Genomic DNA, 15,878 nt, shown 5'->3' with positions numbered 1-15,878 from the left:
ATGAGAGTAAATATACATTTGCTAAAAATCTTTAATAGATGCATTAAAGGGGAAATAAAAGCACATAAATTAACATTCTTGTTGGATAGACTAATCAGTCTTTGGTATAGAAAGGTTAATTGGTCCAGTTTTTTATTTATTCCTAGCAATTATACTTTGCTTTTCAAATCACTTTTAATATATCACGTTAATATTAAGTTTGAGATTATTTAACGTAAACAAGCTGAAATTATACGTAAATATCTTTTTTATGGTATTTAAGCTAATTTTATATAATTTTTCCAAATTATATTTTTGATAAAGGGAATATGAATTGAAGTTATTCAGATTAAAAACTCTGTCATTGGAAATCGATGCAATCGTAATAGTTTGAAGATGATCATTAAAAAGGTGTTTTAATTAAAACATTAGGATTTTAAAATACTATAAAATTAGTAAACTTTATTGAAAAGATAGAAGTGAATTGATCGCAATAGATTTAAAGAAATATATTTTGTTGATTTTTCGACCTTCTAACATTAAAATTAAAAGAGTATTCGTCAGATTAAAAGTTTGAGTTAGATAATTCTTAACATTAATAGTAAGAGAGATTAAGATAGAGCGCTAACTGTAACTAGACATTTTTAATGAACTTTCCCGCTAGTCATGATGGAGTTACTCCAGATAATAAAAGATGATAAGTTCAATTACATTTTAATAATGAGATAAAATAGAAAAATATTAGGAAGTGATAAAATGCGAGTCGTAGCCGGAACATTAAAAGGAAGAAGCATCAAAGCAGTAAAAGGTACGAATACTCGACCAACGACTGATAAAGTAAAGGAAAGTATTTTTAATATTATTGGCCCATATTTTGATGGTGGAATCGCTCTTGATTTATTTGGTGGAAGTGGAAATTTAGGAATCGAGTCATTAAGTCGAGGAATTGATAAAGTCATTTTTGTCGATCGAGAAACGATTGCTATTAACACGATTAAAGAAAATGTTAAAGATTTACGAATTGAAGATTGCGTCGAAATTTATCGTAATGATTATTTTAGAGCGTTAAAGGCGTTAGTCAAGCGAGACATTCAGTTTGATTTAATTTTATTAGATCCACCTTATAAGGGACAGAAAATTAATGAGATTATTGAGTTTGTAAATGAACACAACCTATTAGCATCTGGGGGAATCATTATGGCGGAGTGCTTAAAAGAAGATGAATTGCATGAGATGATAGGGGATATCAAACAAGTTAAACGTGAAATTTATGGCATCACATCCATTACGATTTATCATCGTGATTAATCCTTTGTAAGGATGATAGTGGAGGAATAGCAGTTATGAAAAAGATTGGAATTTATCCAGGAACGTTTGATCCTGTTACCAATGGTCATTTAGATATCATTGGTCGTGGATATGAATTATTTGATTATTTATATATCGCTGTTGCTGAAAATATTAATAAAAAAACATTGTTTACGGTCGAGGAACGTGTTGACATGTTAAAAAAAGCAACCAAACATTTAGAACGTGTTGAAGTCGTTGTTTGTGCTGATGCGTTAGTAGTTGATTTTGCTAATCAACTTGGTGCTAAAACGATTTTACGTGGATTACGAGCGGTAACGGATTTTGAATATGAGTTTCAAATTGCAACGACGAATAAACGATTACAACCTAATATTGAAACAGTGTTTTTAATGACGCGTGCTGAAAACATGTTTTTATCATCCTCTACGACAAAAGAAGTTGCTAGATTTGGTGGAGATGTTTCAAGCTTTGTTCCTGAGTTTGTGCAAGAGGCATTAAAGAAAAAATTTAATAAATAATTTAATAAATAATGAATGGATAAAACCAGCGTTTAAGAACAATGGTTTTATCTTTTTTTTAGACATTTGTTCTTATTTGCTAATAATCGACTCGATGGTTTCATATAGTGAAATGTTTAGCGACAAAAGACTTATTTAGGCTAAATCAGTATCTATTTATGAATTTCTCTCATAGATTATATGAGAAGAACAGTAAGGTGAAATAGCAAGAGAGGGGAAAAGAACATATGCCTTTAAAAAGTTATGATGATGGTAAAACGCACCGTGCCACTGTTTCTAAACTTATTTATCCTAATCAAGTGTTCACGTTAGAAGAAATTAATCGTTTCTTCAATGGAAAGAATGGAAATCCAACTTACGTGGTTGTCAATGGGTTAGTATTTGATATTACCGATCGTTTGAATGATTTTTACGAAGAGTTTGGATATATTGATGAAGTTAAAACAGAAATTAATGATTGTCACTTAGGAAAAGTTAAAATGCTGGTGAACGAAACAAATTTAGTCGGGTATATTAAACACAAATAAGGCAAAAAGATGAAGGAGTTTTCCCTCATCTTTTTGCTTTTTTATAACGATCCATCTGATGAATGATAAGTTGTAGAGGTTTAAGAATCAGATATGAAATCATGAATCCAAGTGTTAATTTAACAAAAGGATTTAGAATGAATAACGGATGAAATCCGACTTGTAAAAATACATCATCTGTTTGCTCGAGGTATTGATAGCCAAATAGGACGATCAGAGCGCTACTTATACCGTGTACGCATCGCATGAATAAGTACTTGATGTAAGAAACGTTTAAATTTTTAGCGAACATAAAGGTTTGAGTGTGAATTGAAAGCCCTGTAAAGCTCACAATAAAGGCAGTTAAAATCAGTTTCGTTTTAAATGGGAAAGAAGCTGAGGCAACTTTTGTCACACCTTGTGTAAACTCGAGCAGTCCTGCAAAGAATGGCTCAATCGTGTTGATGTTCATAGAAGATAAAATAGGTGCTAACAGTTGATCGAACCACTCAATTAAGTGAATGATGTTAAAAGCTTCTGAGACAATGTAGAAAAAGACGATAATTCCACCCACACGTAATAAGGTTTGAATGCTACTTTCAATACAGTCGATTAAAATAGTAGCAAAGGATTGTGTTGGATATTCGATATTAAGTGTTTTAGAAGAGGTCGTCTTAAAATAGGGATAACACAGAATAAAAACAGTGATAGACCCAAGAAGATGACTCGTTAATAACAGATATCCTATTTGTGTCGATTGATAAAGGACAACTCCGATTGTTCCAATGATAAAGAGTGGACTTGAAAAGTTACAAAAATAAAGAAGTCCAGTTAGCTCTCGTTCGGAAATCAGATGCTTATCATAGTACTCACGTGCCATTTTCGGCCCTGATGGATTTCCACTAATGAAGCTCATGAACATCACAAAGAAGGATAAAGGCGAAATTTTAAGAACCGATTTGAAAATGGGTGCGAATAATTTTCCAATCATTTGAGGCACTTGATAGTAAATCATCAAGCGAGTGAGCACAAAGAATGGAAAGAGAGCGGGAACTACTTTTTCAGCCCATGTTAAGAGTCCAGTTTTTGTCGAGGCAATAATAGGAGCGGGATAAAGCAGTAATAAAACTAGAAATAATAATAACACAACAGATTTCATTATATTTTTCATTTTTCTTCACCTATAATGAATGTATTATTTAAGTTAAGCAAATATGTATTAAATCTGATGCCAAGAGTCAACTTTTAAACAAGTAGACAGATAATTTGGCATATGATATACTATATTTATTGATAATAGTTATCAATAAAAAGAAGGGGGCCAAGAGAATGGATTTATCGACATTAAAAATAGGTGAAACGGCTGTCATTCTTGAATTTAATGGGATTTCTGATAGTTTTAGTCGTCGTCTTTATGATGTAGGGATTTCAATTGGTTCTGAAGTGACGATGTTGAATGTGTTAAACTTTGGACAATTATTTTATATATCAATCGAAGATGTTGATTTTTGCATCCGTGTTGAAGATGCGAAAAAAATTAAAATAGAAAAAATATCATGAGGATGAGAGTAGAGGTGAAAAAATGAGATACATGTTAATAGGAAATCCAAATGTAGGGAAGACCACTTTATTTAATAATTTAACGGGTTCGAATGCTCATGTTGGAAACTGGAGTGGGGTAACGGTTGACAAGCTAGAGGGAAGTATTAAGAAAACGGATGACGTTTTAATCGATCTTCCTGGAACTTATAGTGTGACTCCAAGTAGTGAAGACGAGGGAGTTGTGACATTTGCCATTTTAAATGAAGATTACAATGGATTTTTAAATATTGTAGATGCCACACACTTAAAGCGTAATTTACATTTGACGATTCAGTTGTTAGAAGCTGGCGTTCCAATGACCATTGCGATGAATATGATGGATGCCTTAAATAGAAAAGGATTGCAATTAAATGTAGAAAAGTTACAAGCGTTGATTGGTGTGCCAATTTCATTAATTTCCGCCCGTAAAAATCAAGGAATGGATGACTTAATTAGCGTGTTACCTACATCAAGTTCAAAGGTAGCCTTTAATTTGTATTATGGTGTGGAAGTTGAGAGTGCGATTAGTAAAATTAGTGCGTTACTTGATTCAACACCTACTCATTTGGATTCACGTTGGATTGCGATTCAAATTTTAGAAGGAAATGAAGGGATTTTTAGTCATTTATCTTTATCACATGCGGATGAGATTCGACAGGTGGTTGCTAAAACAGAGCAAATCATTATCGAAAAAGAAATTGCCCTATCATTAAAAGGAGCCATTTTTAATAAACGACGTGAGTTTATTTATAAGGTATATCAAGAATCGATGGAAGTAATTCCAGGGTTTCAACCGGATGTGAAGCCGAAGTTAACGAGTGTTGATCGCATTTTAACGCATCCAATTTGGGGAGCTATCATCTTCTTTATTTTTATGCTTCTCATTTATTCGATTACATTTGATTTAGTTGGAAATCGTATTTCGGATGGATTTGATGGCGTTTTAAATGATTGGATTATCCCACAAATCGAGAATTTATTAGTGATGCTAGGGGCCTCACCTGATGGATTTATTTACGGTGCCATAATAGATGGTCTTGTAGCTGGGGTTGGTGGTGTGATTATATTCTTACCTCAAATTTTAATTTTGTTCTTCTGTTTATCGTTAATGGAGGCAACAGGTTACATGGCACGTGTGGCGATTGTGATGGATTATATTTTCTCTCGCTTTGGATTAAATGGAAAAGCCATTGTTCCCTTAGTCACAGGATTTGGATGTAACGTTCCCGCTATTATGGCGACTCGTACGATTCCAGATCGTTCAGAACGTATTAAAACGATGATGATTATTCCATTTATGTCATGTTCAGCTCGTTTACCGGTTTATGTTTTATTCGTGGGAATGTTTTTTAGTCGTTTTCAGTCGTTAATTATCATGGCCCTTTATTTACTAGGCATTATCATCGCTTTATTAAGTGCTAAATTATTATCGGTCTCGATGTTTAAGAAAACAGAAACGAATTTTATTTTAGAAATTCCACCGTATCGTGTGCCACAATTTAAAAATTTATTAAATCAAACGTTAAATCGTGGAAGTGACTTCTTACATACTGCAGGGAAATTTATTATTTTAGGTTCAATTATTATGTGGATCTTAAATGAGATGGGGCCAGCCGGCCTACATGTTTCAGGTGACGAGAGTTATTTAGCGATACTCGGTGGTGTCTTAGCTCCTTTGTTTTTACCTCTTGGATTTGGAACTTGGCAAGCTGCGAGTAGTTTAGTGGTCGGATTCTTAGCCAAAGAACTTGTGGCTTCATCTATGCTTATTATCTGTGGTGGTGAAGCGGGACTAATGAACTTATTTACGCCACTTCAAGCATTTTCTTTCTTAGTGTTCTCACTCCTTTACATCCCATGTTTATCGACCGTTGGGGTAATGTATCAAGAAACAAAATCAGCGAAGACGACGATGATGATGGTTGGCTTTGGATTGATTGTGGCTTATGTTGTGACGTTTGTCTTTTATCAAATAGGTCATTTTATATTTTAAACTGAAGTAAAAAAGCACTGAAACTGTAAGTTTCAGTGCTTTTTTTATTGCATTGATGAAATTAAGATGATGGTTGAAAATAAGTTTTGGAATAAATGAACGCCGATAGAATACCAGATGTTTTGATTTTTATAGTACGCATATCCAAGAGCAAATCCCATGGCAATATAAGGAATAGCATAAATAAAATCACCTGCGGAAATAACGTGAATCATTCCAAATAAGAAACTACTGAGGGCAATGCCAATCCATGGACGATTTAAGAAACCTTTCATAATCGTATAACGGAACACGACTTCTTCGACTAATGGGGCAAATAAGACGGTTGTGATTCCCATCAACACTGGATAGATGTTCATACATTGTTCAATGACTTGTTGATTGACTGATGATTCCTCAGATTGCGTGATCGCCATCACGATTAAATTTGCTAAAATGGAGCAACCCCATAAAATAATCCACCCCACTAAAACAGCACGAAGATATTTTCCAGTGGATTTGATTTCCTTTAATTCAGTTAATAATTCTTTTCCAAACAATAATAATGTAATCGCGACTAAAACTAGATAGGAAACAAGATTCGTATAAACTTGTAAAGCAATTGGATCTGAGATATTAAATAGAGCTGAAATTCCATATAGCGTGACGTATGGTAGTAAAAACATCACAAATACGTATGAAAAAATGAGTAAAACGGATTTAGATTGACGTAAATTCATCTGACACCTCCAAAAATGTTTTAATTATGGATTATTATAGCATACCGAATTTTAAAAAGAAACTGTTCGGGTCTTGATTCAGTCTATGTTTTGAGAGGTGAAAATATATGATGATTCATAAAAAGAATGGATTTTCCTTCAGGTGCAATCACACAACTTTTCAAAATATGACAACTTAACTAATTTAGAAAATTTCAAATACCGGATGAGGGGATTTAGAGTTTTTTTCACAAACAGTAGGTCAGAATGAGTGAAATGAGTGGCTATTTTAGCCAAAAGAATCAGAGGAGTGATAAGATATTTGCGAAAGAGAGTGAACTTTTTAAGTCAAAATGCAAATTATCCGCCTAAGGGTATAATAACTTTTCATTTTTAAAAATATAGTGTGTTAGAGGGGCGTTATGCTCATCAGGAGCTTTATTTGAGGAGGATAAAACATGAGGGTGATTGATCGGATTTTAAAACCGGATCCTTATACTCATATTCCGGGAAAAAAAGAGTTAGCTTTAACTGTGGATGTCATGGAATACAATAATTCAAATTTTGTTTATATTCCACTGACTAATCATACAAGTTTAAATTGTAAAGCCATTGTTGAAGTGGGAGATCATGTGTATGTAGGAACTGAAGTGGGTCATCGAACGGATGGGATTAACATTCCAATGCATGCAAGTATTAGTGGAGATGTTGTTGCGATTGAAAAGAAATGGCATCGAAGTGGAAAACAAGTGTTGTGTGTTAAAATTCAAAATGATTTTAAATATGAAATGGATCCAAGCTGTGTACCACCCGCTGATTCAAGTGTTTTAAGTCGAGAAGACATTGTGGAGATGATCCGTAAAAATGGGGTTGTCGGGCTTGGAGGTAGCGGATTTTCAACGTATATTAAATACTTAAATCCAGAAGGAATCCATACTGTTTTAATTAATGGTGTTGAATGTGAACCGTATTTAACAACAGATTATCATTTTATGTTTGATCAACCAGAACGGTTCTTTGATGGAATTTCATTTTTAATGAAAGCAGCAGATGTTAAAAAAGGAATCATTGCCATTAAGAAAGGGAAAAAGAAATTAAAAGCTTTTTTAGAGCAAAAGATTGATGAGTATCAAGTTCGAGATCAAATTTCTGTTTACGAGGTACCAGATGCTTATCCACTCGGCTGGGAGAAAGTCTTGATTAAAACGATTACAGGTCGAGAGTATGATCGCTTACCTTCAGAACTTGGATTTACTGTTTCAAATGTTGGAACGGCTATTGCGACTTCATTTGCTGTTCGTGATAATCGGCCATTTATTCGCCGACTAGTCACAGTTTCTGGAGAAGGGATTAAACGTCCAGGACTTTACTATGTCCGAATTGGAACGCCGGCTAAAGAGTTAATTCAATTAGCCGGAGGGTATATTGATGATGCAGATGAAATTAAAATCATTGTTGGGGGACCGATGATGGGTGGCGTGATGAGAAGTGATGATTTTGTCATATCACGTGGGGTTAATGGAATTGTGGTATTACCAACGAAGAAAAAAGAGGGGCCCGATAAAGGCTTTGACCGAATTAAGGATATTTTATGGCCGAACTATAAAAAAGAGGTCATCATGGAAAAAGATGAACAACCGTGTGTGAGTTGCGGTCGTTGTACTGATCATTGTCCAACGGGATTACAACCTGTTTTGATTAAGGATATGGCTAAACTTAAAGATAAAGAGCGTCTCACTAAGTTAAATGCGAAATCTTGCGTAGAATGCGGGATGTGTACGTATGTTTGTCCATCGCATATTGAAGTGACAGAGTTTGTGCGACGAGCCAAACGAATTTTAAAATAAGAGGGGAAGAGAAGAACATGGCAAAAATCGCAAAATGGTCACCAACGCCACACTTACATAGTCGAAGTAGTACACAACAGATTATGTATGAATTTAGTGCCGTTTTAGGTGTGATTAGTTTAATTGCAATTAGCGTTTATGGTTATACCTTTGGAGGTGCCTATGCCCTAAAAGCTATATGGATGTTACTCGTTTCAATAATATCTGCTATTTTAACCGAAACCATTTTCTTTGCATGTGGTCGTCGATTTAAAGATGTTTATGAATGGTTAACGCTAATTGTAAAATCGTATTCACTTATTACCGCTATTTTATTAGCTCTTTGTTTGCCGATTGGAACTCCTTTAATGGTCGTTGCGATTGGTTCTTGTGTCAGTGTTTGGCTTGGAAAGTTAGTGTTTGGGGGCGTTGGTTATAACCCGTTTAATCCAGCACTGGTTGGTCGTGCCTTGGTCACGATTTCATTTGGAGGATTATTAACGACAACTTTAACACAAGTTGATGCCGTTACCTCGGTGACTCCTCTGGTGCATTTGGCGCAAAATCAATATATTGGGACGTATGAACAATTAACGGCTCCATATGGTGGACTAGTCGGTTTGTTAATGGGGACTTATGGTGGAGCAATTGGGGAGAGTATTTCATTTGCTATTATCATAGCCATGATTTATTTAGTGGTTCGTCGAATTATTGATTGGCGAATTCCTGCCTTTTATTTAGGAACCGTCTTTTTCATGACATGGATAGTTGGAGCAATGAATGGAGTGGCTGGGATTTGGTATCCGTTGTTTCATCTTTTAAGTGGAGGCATTTTATTTGGAGCTGCGTTTATGGCAACTGACTTAGTGACCTCACCCGTTTCTAGAAAAGGGAAAGTGTTTTTTGGAATGGCACTTGGAATCTTAACGGTCATCATCAGACTGCTTGGAAATTACCCAGAAGGTGTGTTTTTCTCTATTTTAATCATGAATTTATTTAAACCTGTCATTGACCGAGGATTTATGGGACGAATGAATCTTCCACTTAAACGAGGAGAAATTTGTTTTTGGTTAGTTAGCTTTTTGATTGTTATTGGTATTGCTGTCTTAATTGGAATCATGATTTAAAGTGAGGTGAGACGTTGTGGTAAAAAAACCAATCTATTTAGCTTGTTTTTTGGCCGTTATTGGAATTATTTGTGCAGGATTAATTGCGAGTGTGAATACGATGACAGCCCCTATTATCAGTGAGCGTGAAAAAGCGGAAAAAGAGGCCACTATATTAGATTTTTTTCCGAGTATGACGCGTTTTGAAGAGTCAGATACATCGGAATCGGAAGAGTTTAAAGCGATTCAGGTGATTTATAATATTTATGATCAAGATAATGATTGCATGGGCCGAATTTATGAATTAGCGACGAAAGGTTATGGGGGCGATATTCAAATGTTCGTAGCCTATGATTTAAAGACAAAGGAATTGATTAATCTCCGCTATATTGGAACATTTAGTGAGACGCCTGGATTTGGGAGTCGGGTGAAAGAGGATGAGTTTTTATCTCAGATATTAAATAAACCGGTGGATGGCATGAGTATTGATACATTATCAGGCGCGACGATTACGAGTTCAGCGGTTAAGAAGGCGATTGATGAGGCGAATGCACATTTTTTAAAACATTAGAATTGGGGGGAAGAGGATGACGAAGAAGGAAATTTTGAAGCGGGGTCTCATCACTGAGAATCCGTTATTTGTTTTATTACTTGGAATGTGTCCTTCGCTTGGTGTCACGACATCTTTGCAAAATGCACTTGGGATGGGGTTAAGTGTTGTTTTTGTGTTACTTTTTTCAAATATTGTCGTGTCGTCAATTAGAAAATTAGTACCAGATGAAGTTCGAATTCCTGTTTTTATTGTGATTATTTCAACAGGTGTGACAATCCTTGAGATGCTTTTAAACGCGTATGTTCCATCACTTGCTGCAAGGCTTGGAATTTTTATTCCATTAATTGTCGTGAATTGTATTATTCTCGGACGTGCTGAAAGCTTTGCAAGTAAAAACAAGGTGATTGATTCTATTTTTGATGCACTTGGAATGGGGTTTGGATTTACGCTTGGACTTTGTGTATTGGCAAGTTTCCGTGAATTAATCGGTGCAGGAAGTTTATTTGGCGTTCAATTTTTACCCGAGTCGATTAGTATTCCAATCTTTATTTATCCAGCGGGTGCTTTTTTGGCACTTGGATTAATTATTGGAATCATGAATCAATATCGGATCTCTCAATCAAAAAAAAGAGTGAAACAGGAGGTGAAGGCGTAGATGGAAACTTTAGTTCCAATTGCATTGACTGCATTACTGGTTCAAAACGTTATTTTATCTCAGTTTTTTGGAATCTGTCCCTTCATTGGAGTTTCTAAAAAGACAGAGTCTGCAATCGGGATGGGATTGGCTGTCACGTTTGTTATGGTCGTTTCATCAAGTGTTTCATGGCTTGTTTATGAATATATTTTAGTGCCTTGTGATATGACGTACATGAGAACCATCACGTTTATTTTAGTTATCTCTTCTTTAGTTCAGTTCGTTGAGATGGTAGTTAAGAAGTTTTCACCGAAACTTTATAAGTTACTGGGAGTTTATTTACCACTTATTACGACTAACTGCGCTGTTCTTGGAATTGCCGTGTTATCGATTGATAATCAGTATAACTTAATAGAAACCATTGTGTTTAGCTTATTTTCAGCACTTGGATTTACGTTAGTTATTTATTTATTTTCTGTGATTCGTGAACGATTAGAACTTGCTCCAATTCCAGAAGCGTTAAGAGGGGTTCCGATTGCTTTAATTACAGCCTCGATTATGTCAATCATCTTCATGGGATTTGGAGGGATTGTTTGATGGCGCCGATTGTTTTATTTGTTGTCTTGGTGAGCATTTTTATGTGGACATACGTCATGAATAAAAGAACCGAAGCTCCAATTACAATAAACGAACAGACGTCTTGTCATCGTTGTTCGAATCATACTTGTTCTCATTATAAGGGGGGAGAAGAGTGAGTGCGATTTTAGTTCCTATTATAGTCATTGGAGGTTTAGGATTAGTACTTGGCGGACTGCTTGGGTTGGCGAACCTTTATTTAAAAGTTGAAGTTGATCCGCGAATTGAAAAGTTAATTGCAATGTTACCGGGATATAACTGTGGTTCATGTGGATTTCCTGGTTGTTCTGGTTTAGCAGAAGACATCATTGAAAATGGAGGTACCGTTAACTCATGTAAACCATGTAGTGCAGATGCTAAAGCTAAAATTAATGAATTTTTAAAAGAAAATAAAGGATAACAAAAAAGCCCCTTCGCTTTTGTTGATGCGATGGGGCTTTTTCAAATAATAGATCTCTATTTTTTGTTCGGAGTTAAACGTTCTTCTTATTACCCCACCAAAGGAGGAATAAAAACGTGTGGGGCCCCGCCTTTTTATTTAATCTAGTTTCGAAGAACAACTCCTCCATAAAGTTCCATCCACCTAACACCTCAAAAGGCGAGGCGGAGATGTCTGTTAACTTTTGTTCGGAGTTAAACGTTCTTCTCCACCTTTTTATTGTATAAAATTGTTTTTTGTATTACCATAATAAAGATAGATGTTGTTGAAAGGTTGCGAGTTAAGTCGATTTGATTTTAATTGGCACTTTTTATAGGAGGTTTTTATTGTGGAATTTTTACAAGTTGGTAAAATTGTAAACACGCATGCCTTACAAGGTGAGGTTAAGGTTGTTTCAAATAGTGATTTTAAAGAGGAACGTTTTAAAAAAGGAAGTCAGTTGTTTATTGAGTTTAATGGTGAGTACATCGAAGTTATAGTTGCGACGCATCGTGAACATAAAGGCGCAGACTTATTAAAATTTAAACATTTAAATTCGATTAATGATGTTGAAAAATATAAAGGTTGTGATTTATTAGTATCGGCTGAAAATTTAGATGATTTAGATGAAAATGAGTTTTATTATTTTGAGATCATTGGATGCACAGTTAAAGCAACAACAGGTGAAGAAATCGGAGAAATTACTGAAATTTTAGAAACAGGTGCGAATGATGTTTGGGTGGTTAAGCGTAAAGGTCAAAAAGATGCGTTAATTCCATACATCGAAGATGTGGTTAAATCGGTTGATGTTGAAGCCAAAGAAGTTATCATTGAAGTATTAGAAGGATTATTATAATGAAGATTGATGTCTTAACTTTATTTCCTGAAATGTTTTCAGGAGTTTTTAATGGTTCCATTTTAAAACGTGCCCAAGATCGTGGAGCTGTGACACTAAATACAGTGAATTTCCGTGATTTTTCACAAAACAAACATAAAAAAGTAGATGATTATCCGTATGGTGGTGGAGCGGGAATGCTTTTAGCGCCTCAACCGATTTTTGATGCGGTTGAATCAGTGTGTCAAAATAGTAGCGCGAATCCTCGTATTATTTTGATGTGTCCTCAGGGAGAGCCTTTTACTCAAGCGAAAGCAGAAGAATTATCAAAAGAGGAGCATCTGATTTTTATTTGTGGTCATTATGAAGGCTTTGATGAACGAATTCGAGAACATTTAGTGACTGATGAATTATCACTTGGTGATTATGTGTTAACAGGTGGTGAACTTGCTTCGATGGTGATGACAGATGCCATTGTTCGTCTGCTTCCTGATGTGTTAGGAAAACAGGAATCTCATGAAAATGATTCATTTTCAATGGGATTACTAGAGTTTCCACAGTATACCCGTCCGGTTGATTTTAGAGGAATGACAGTTCCGCCTGTTTTAATGTCAGGGAATCATAAAGAGATTGAAAAGTGGCGTCATGAACAATCCCTTTATCGTACGTGGTCTCGTCGTCCTGATTTATTAAAGCATCACGAATTGAGTGAAGCCGATCAAAAAATCATTGAAAAGTTTGAAAATGAGAAATAAGAGATAGCCGACGCTATCTTTTTTTATTAGCCGAAGACAAGTTTTGCATATTGTAGAAAAATGTGGTCTAAGCTCGTCAGGTGCCCTCGAAAAAACAACCTTTTTTGAAAAATATTTATAAAAAAAGATTGAATTGAAGAGTTGTTTATGATATGATTCATGACGTGCCATTGGAGCATAAACACCAAATTCCGCTGAGTTAGAAGGCTAACTGAATGAATTTGCGATGAAGGAGCGTGTAGACAAATGAGTCAACAATTAATCAATGAATTAACACAATCTTATTTAAAAACTGACTTACCAGAATTCCGCGCAGGAGATAACGTTCGTGTAAGCGTACGTATCAAAGAGGGTAACCGTGAGCGTATTCAGGCATTCGAAGGTTTAGTTTTAAAACGTCAAAATGGAAAAGGAATCAGTGGAACATTCACAGTTCGTAAAGTATCTTTCGGATGTGGTGTTGAGCGTACATTCCCATTACATTCACCAGTTATCGAAAAAATCGAAGTTACTCGTCGTGGTAAAGTTCGTCGTGCAAAACTTAACTACATCCGTAGCTTATCAGCTAAAGCTGCTCGTATTAAAGAGCGTCGATAGTTTTAGTTTAAAACAATTACCTCAATTGCAACGAAGATGTCCTAAAAACCTTGTTTTAGGGCATCTTTTTTTATGAAAAACTTCAACTTTATGGTAAAATTAACATTAAACTGAATGTGTCCAGTTAAGAAGGCGTATAATAAAAAGTAGCAAAATTTTTATTTTTAAATCGTTTGAGAGAACTGACGATACAAAATAAACGTGTGGAGTGAAAGGAATGAAAAAAGTATTACTAGAGATATTTGATTGGGTAAAAACATTTGTTATTATTTTTATTATCGTAACACTTGTTCATAAGTATGTTTTTACACCTGTAAAAGTAGATGGGCCTTCTATGTATCCAACCTTACACCATGAAGACTCAGTTATTTTATGGGAATTTAATTATAAACCCAAAGCCTTTGATGTTATCGTATTTGAATATTCGCCAGATGTTTACTATGTTAAACGTGTGATTGGATTACCAGGACAAACCGTCCGTTATGAAGATGATCAGCTTTATATTGATAATCAACCTATAGCCGAACCTTTTTTAGAGGCAGGAAAAGAAATCATATCATATGTGGATGATTTTACATTTGATTTCACCTTACAAGAAATTTGTCAGTTTGATCCTTGCGATGTGATTCCAGAAGGCTATTATTTAGTACTTGGCGATAATCGTCCACATAGTAAAGATAGTCGTCATATTGGTTTGATTAGTGAAGATCAAATCCTTGGTAAAGCGACCTGGATTCAATGGCCTTTATCACATTTTGGTAAAGTTGAGTAATCAAACTTTGGTCGAAATTTTGGATTTTTTAAGTTATAATAGTAGAAGTAAACGAAATTAATTAAAGTTTTAAAGCTTAAAAACCTATGATGATAGGTTAAAATACAGCTTAGGGAGTGACAAGATGACAGTACAATGGTTTCCAGGGCATATGGCCAAAGCTCGCCGTCAAATTCAAGAAAAATTACAATTAGTGGATATTGTGTTTGAATTACTAGATGCACGAATTCCGTATTCATCAAGTAATCCAATGATGAATGAAATTATTAAACATAAACCAAAATTAATCATTTTAAATAAAGTGGACATGGCTGATCCTAATGTCACACAACAGTGGCTTAATTATTTCAAAGAGCAAGGTCAACCTGCAATTACGATTGATGCTCTTCACCAAAATGCGATTAAGCAAATAACAGAGGCATCAAAAGAAATTTTAAAGGAAAAATTCGCTAAAGAAAAAGCGAAAGGATTACGTCCTCGCCCAGTTCGTGCGATGATTTTAGGTATCCCAAATGTTGGAAAGTCAACGTTGATGAACAATTTAGCTAAACGTAAAGCGGCTCAGACTGGAGACCGTCCGGGAGTTACAAAAGCTCAACAATGGGTGAAAGTTGGACAAGAGCTAGAGTTATTAGATACACCAGGAGTGTTATGGCCTAAATTTGAAGAAAAACGTGTGGGTTATAATTTAGCAGTAACGGGTGCAATTAAGGATACGATTTTAACCCTTGATCATATTATTTTATATGCGTTAGACTATTTAATTCAACATTATCCACAGCGCCTAATTGAACGTTACCATTTAAGTGGGAACTTCGAAGATAAAGTAGCGGTTCTAGAGGAAATTGGAACGAAACGTGGGTTCTTGCAATCAGGTGGAATTGTTGACTATGATAAAGTTTATGAAATTTTATTACGTGAAATTCGTAGCCTAAAATTAGGACGACTATCATTTGAATGTCCAAAAGATTTAAATCAAGAAACGGTCAGTGAATAAAGGATAAAAATTTAGATAAGTTTTCGGACTTGGGAAGCTTTTATTTGAATTAAAGTGTGCTTTATTTGTAACAAGGCTTCAGGATGAAGTCTAATTTTAAAAATACTTCTGTCTAGATAGAAAGAGAATGAGTTCTAAGATTAGGAATTCATTCTCTTTTTAT

Annotated in this window: 19 protein-coding genes; 17 read left to right on the top strand and 2 right to left on the bottom strand. The window is 35.0% G+C overall.

From position 1 onward, the window contains the following. Positions 1–735 precede the first annotated feature (735 nt). The 3 genes from rsmD to J6D32_RS12295 all read left to right on the top strand — a co-directional run bounded on the left by rsmD (position 736) and on the right by J6D32_RS12295 (position 2,335). Entirely contained in the window at positions 736–1,287 is a 552-nt protein-coding gene (gene rsmD, locus J6D32_RS12305) for a 16S rRNA (guanine(966)-N(2))-methyltransferase RsmD (RefSeq protein ID WP_006783804.1), read from the top strand. A gap of 35 nt (positions 1,288–1,322) precedes the next feature. Next, complete coding sequence (coaD, locus tag J6D32_RS12300) at positions 1,323–1,808, top strand: pantetheine-phosphate adenylyltransferase (RefSeq protein WP_006783803.1); 486 nt, start codon at positions 1,323–1,325, stop codon at positions 1,806–1,808. A gap of 227 nt (positions 1,809–2,035) precedes the next feature. Continuing rightward, a complete protein-coding gene (locus J6D32_RS12295; protein ID WP_006783802.1) occupies positions 2,036–2,335 on the top strand; it encodes a cytochrome b5-like heme/steroid binding domain-containing protein in 300 nt (99 codons plus the stop codon). A 25-nt stretch (positions 2,336–2,360) separates the two neighbouring features. Here the strand turns inward: J6D32_RS12295 and J6D32_RS12290 are convergent, their stop codons facing one another. Beyond that, positions 2,361–3,485 (bottom strand): nucleoside recognition domain-containing protein, encoded by a 1,125-nt coding sequence (locus J6D32_RS12290; protein WP_129821790.1) that lies wholly within the window; start codon positions 3,483–3,485, stop codon positions 2,361–2,363. A gap of 158 nt (positions 3,486–3,643) precedes the next feature. On the opposite strand from J6D32_RS12290, the gene J6D32_RS12285 reads away from it, so the two are divergent. Both J6D32_RS12285 and feoB read left to right on the top strand, forming a co-directional pair. Then, positions 3,644–3,874, top strand: a complete 231-nt coding sequence (locus J6D32_RS12285; protein ID WP_006783800.1) for a FeoA family protein — start codon at positions 3,644–3,646, stop codon at positions 3,872–3,874. 22 nt (positions 3,875–3,896) lie between these two features. Beyond that, positions 3,897–5,888 (top strand): ferrous iron transport protein B, encoded by a 1,992-nt coding sequence (gene feoB, locus J6D32_RS12280; protein WP_006783799.1) that lies wholly within the window; start codon positions 3,897–3,899, stop codon positions 5,886–5,888. 44 nt (positions 5,889–5,932) lie between these two features. Here feoB and J6D32_RS12275 read toward each other — a convergent pair whose 3' ends face one another. Next, positions 5,933–6,607, bottom strand: a complete 675-nt coding sequence (locus J6D32_RS12275) for a CPBP family intramembrane glutamic endopeptidase (protein WP_006783798.1) — start codon at positions 6,605–6,607, stop codon at positions 5,933–5,935. Positions 6,608–7,044: 437 nt separating this feature from the next. Here J6D32_RS12275 and J6D32_RS12270 point away from each other — a divergent pair, with 437 nt between their 5' ends. The 12 genes from J6D32_RS12270 (at position 7,045) to ylqF (ending at position 15,715) form a co-directional block, all read left to right on the top strand. Next, positions 7,045–8,433, top strand: a complete 1,389-nt coding sequence (locus J6D32_RS12270) for an RnfC family protein (RefSeq protein WP_009606231.1) — start codon at positions 7,045–7,047, stop codon at positions 8,431–8,433. A 17-nt stretch (positions 8,434–8,450) separates the two neighbouring features. After that, entirely contained in the window at positions 8,451–9,539 is a 1,089-nt protein-coding gene (locus tag J6D32_RS12265) for an RnfABCDGE type electron transport complex subunit D (RefSeq protein ID WP_009606240.1), read from the top strand. A gap of 16 nt (positions 9,540–9,555) precedes the next feature. After that, a complete protein-coding gene (locus tag J6D32_RS12260; RefSeq protein ID WP_006783795.1) occupies positions 9,556–10,089 on the top strand; it encodes an RnfABCDGE type electron transport complex subunit G in 534 nt (177 codons plus the stop codon). A gap of 16 nt (positions 10,090–10,105) precedes the next feature. Then, positions 10,106–10,726 carry an electron transport complex subunit RsxE gene (rsxE, locus tag J6D32_RS12255; RefSeq protein WP_006783794.1) on the top strand — a complete coding sequence of 207 codons (621 nt, stop codon included), beginning with the start codon at positions 10,106–10,108 and terminating at the stop codon, positions 10,724–10,726. Then, a complete protein-coding gene (gene rsxA, locus J6D32_RS12250; protein WP_006783793.1) occupies positions 10,727–11,302 on the top strand; it encodes an electron transport complex subunit RsxA in 576 nt (191 codons plus the stop codon). It abuts the gene before it with no gap. Continuing rightward, positions 11,302–11,460, top strand: a complete 159-nt coding sequence (locus J6D32_RS12245) for a hypothetical protein (protein WP_006783792.1) — start codon at positions 11,302–11,304, stop codon at positions 11,458–11,460. The genes rsxA and J6D32_RS12245 overlap by 1 nt, the downstream gene beginning before the upstream one ends. Then, positions 11,457–11,741 carry a (Fe-S)-binding protein gene (locus J6D32_RS12240; RefSeq protein ID WP_006783791.1) on the top strand — a complete coding sequence of 95 codons (285 nt, stop codon included), beginning with the start codon at positions 11,457–11,459 and terminating at the stop codon, positions 11,739–11,741. The genes J6D32_RS12245 and J6D32_RS12240 overlap by 4 nt, the downstream gene beginning before the upstream one ends. Positions 11,742–12,108: 367 nt before the next feature. Further along, positions 12,109–12,615, top strand: coding sequence for a ribosome maturation factor RimM (rimM, locus tag J6D32_RS12235; RefSeq protein ID WP_006783790.1), 507 nt, complete (start codon positions 12,109–12,111; stop codon positions 12,613–12,615). Further along, positions 12,615–13,349 carry a tRNA (guanosine(37)-N1)-methyltransferase TrmD gene (trmD, locus tag J6D32_RS12230; RefSeq protein ID WP_006783789.1) on the top strand — a complete coding sequence of 245 codons (735 nt, stop codon included), beginning with the start codon at positions 12,615–12,617 and terminating at the stop codon, positions 13,347–13,349. The genes rimM and trmD overlap by 1 nt, the downstream gene beginning before the upstream one ends. Before the next feature lie 246 nt (positions 13,350–13,595). Continuing rightward, complete coding sequence (gene rplS / locus J6D32_RS12225) at positions 13,596–13,946, top strand: 50S ribosomal protein L19 (protein ID WP_006783788.1); 351 nt, start codon at positions 13,596–13,598, stop codon at positions 13,944–13,946. A 217-nt stretch (positions 13,947–14,163) separates the two neighbouring features. Next, on the top strand, positions 14,164–14,718 hold the full coding sequence (lepB, locus tag J6D32_RS12220) for a signal peptidase I (protein ID WP_006783787.1): 555 nt from the start codon (positions 14,164–14,166) through the stop codon (positions 14,716–14,718). 124 nt (positions 14,719–14,842) lie between these two features. Further along, positions 14,843–15,715 (top strand): ribosome biogenesis GTPase YlqF, encoded by an 873-nt coding sequence (gene ylqF / locus J6D32_RS12215; protein ID WP_006783786.1) that lies wholly within the window; start codon positions 14,843–14,845, stop codon positions 15,713–15,715. Positions 15,716–15,878 lie beyond the last annotated feature (163 nt).

It is taken from the genome of Turicibacter sp., from assembly GCF_017941855.1.
GTDB lineage: Bacteria > Bacillota_I > Bacilli_A > MOL361 > Turicibacteraceae > Turicibacter > Turicibacter sanguinis.
Note: the sequence above shows the minus strand (reverse complement) of the source record. Positions and strands in the feature narration are given on the sequence as shown.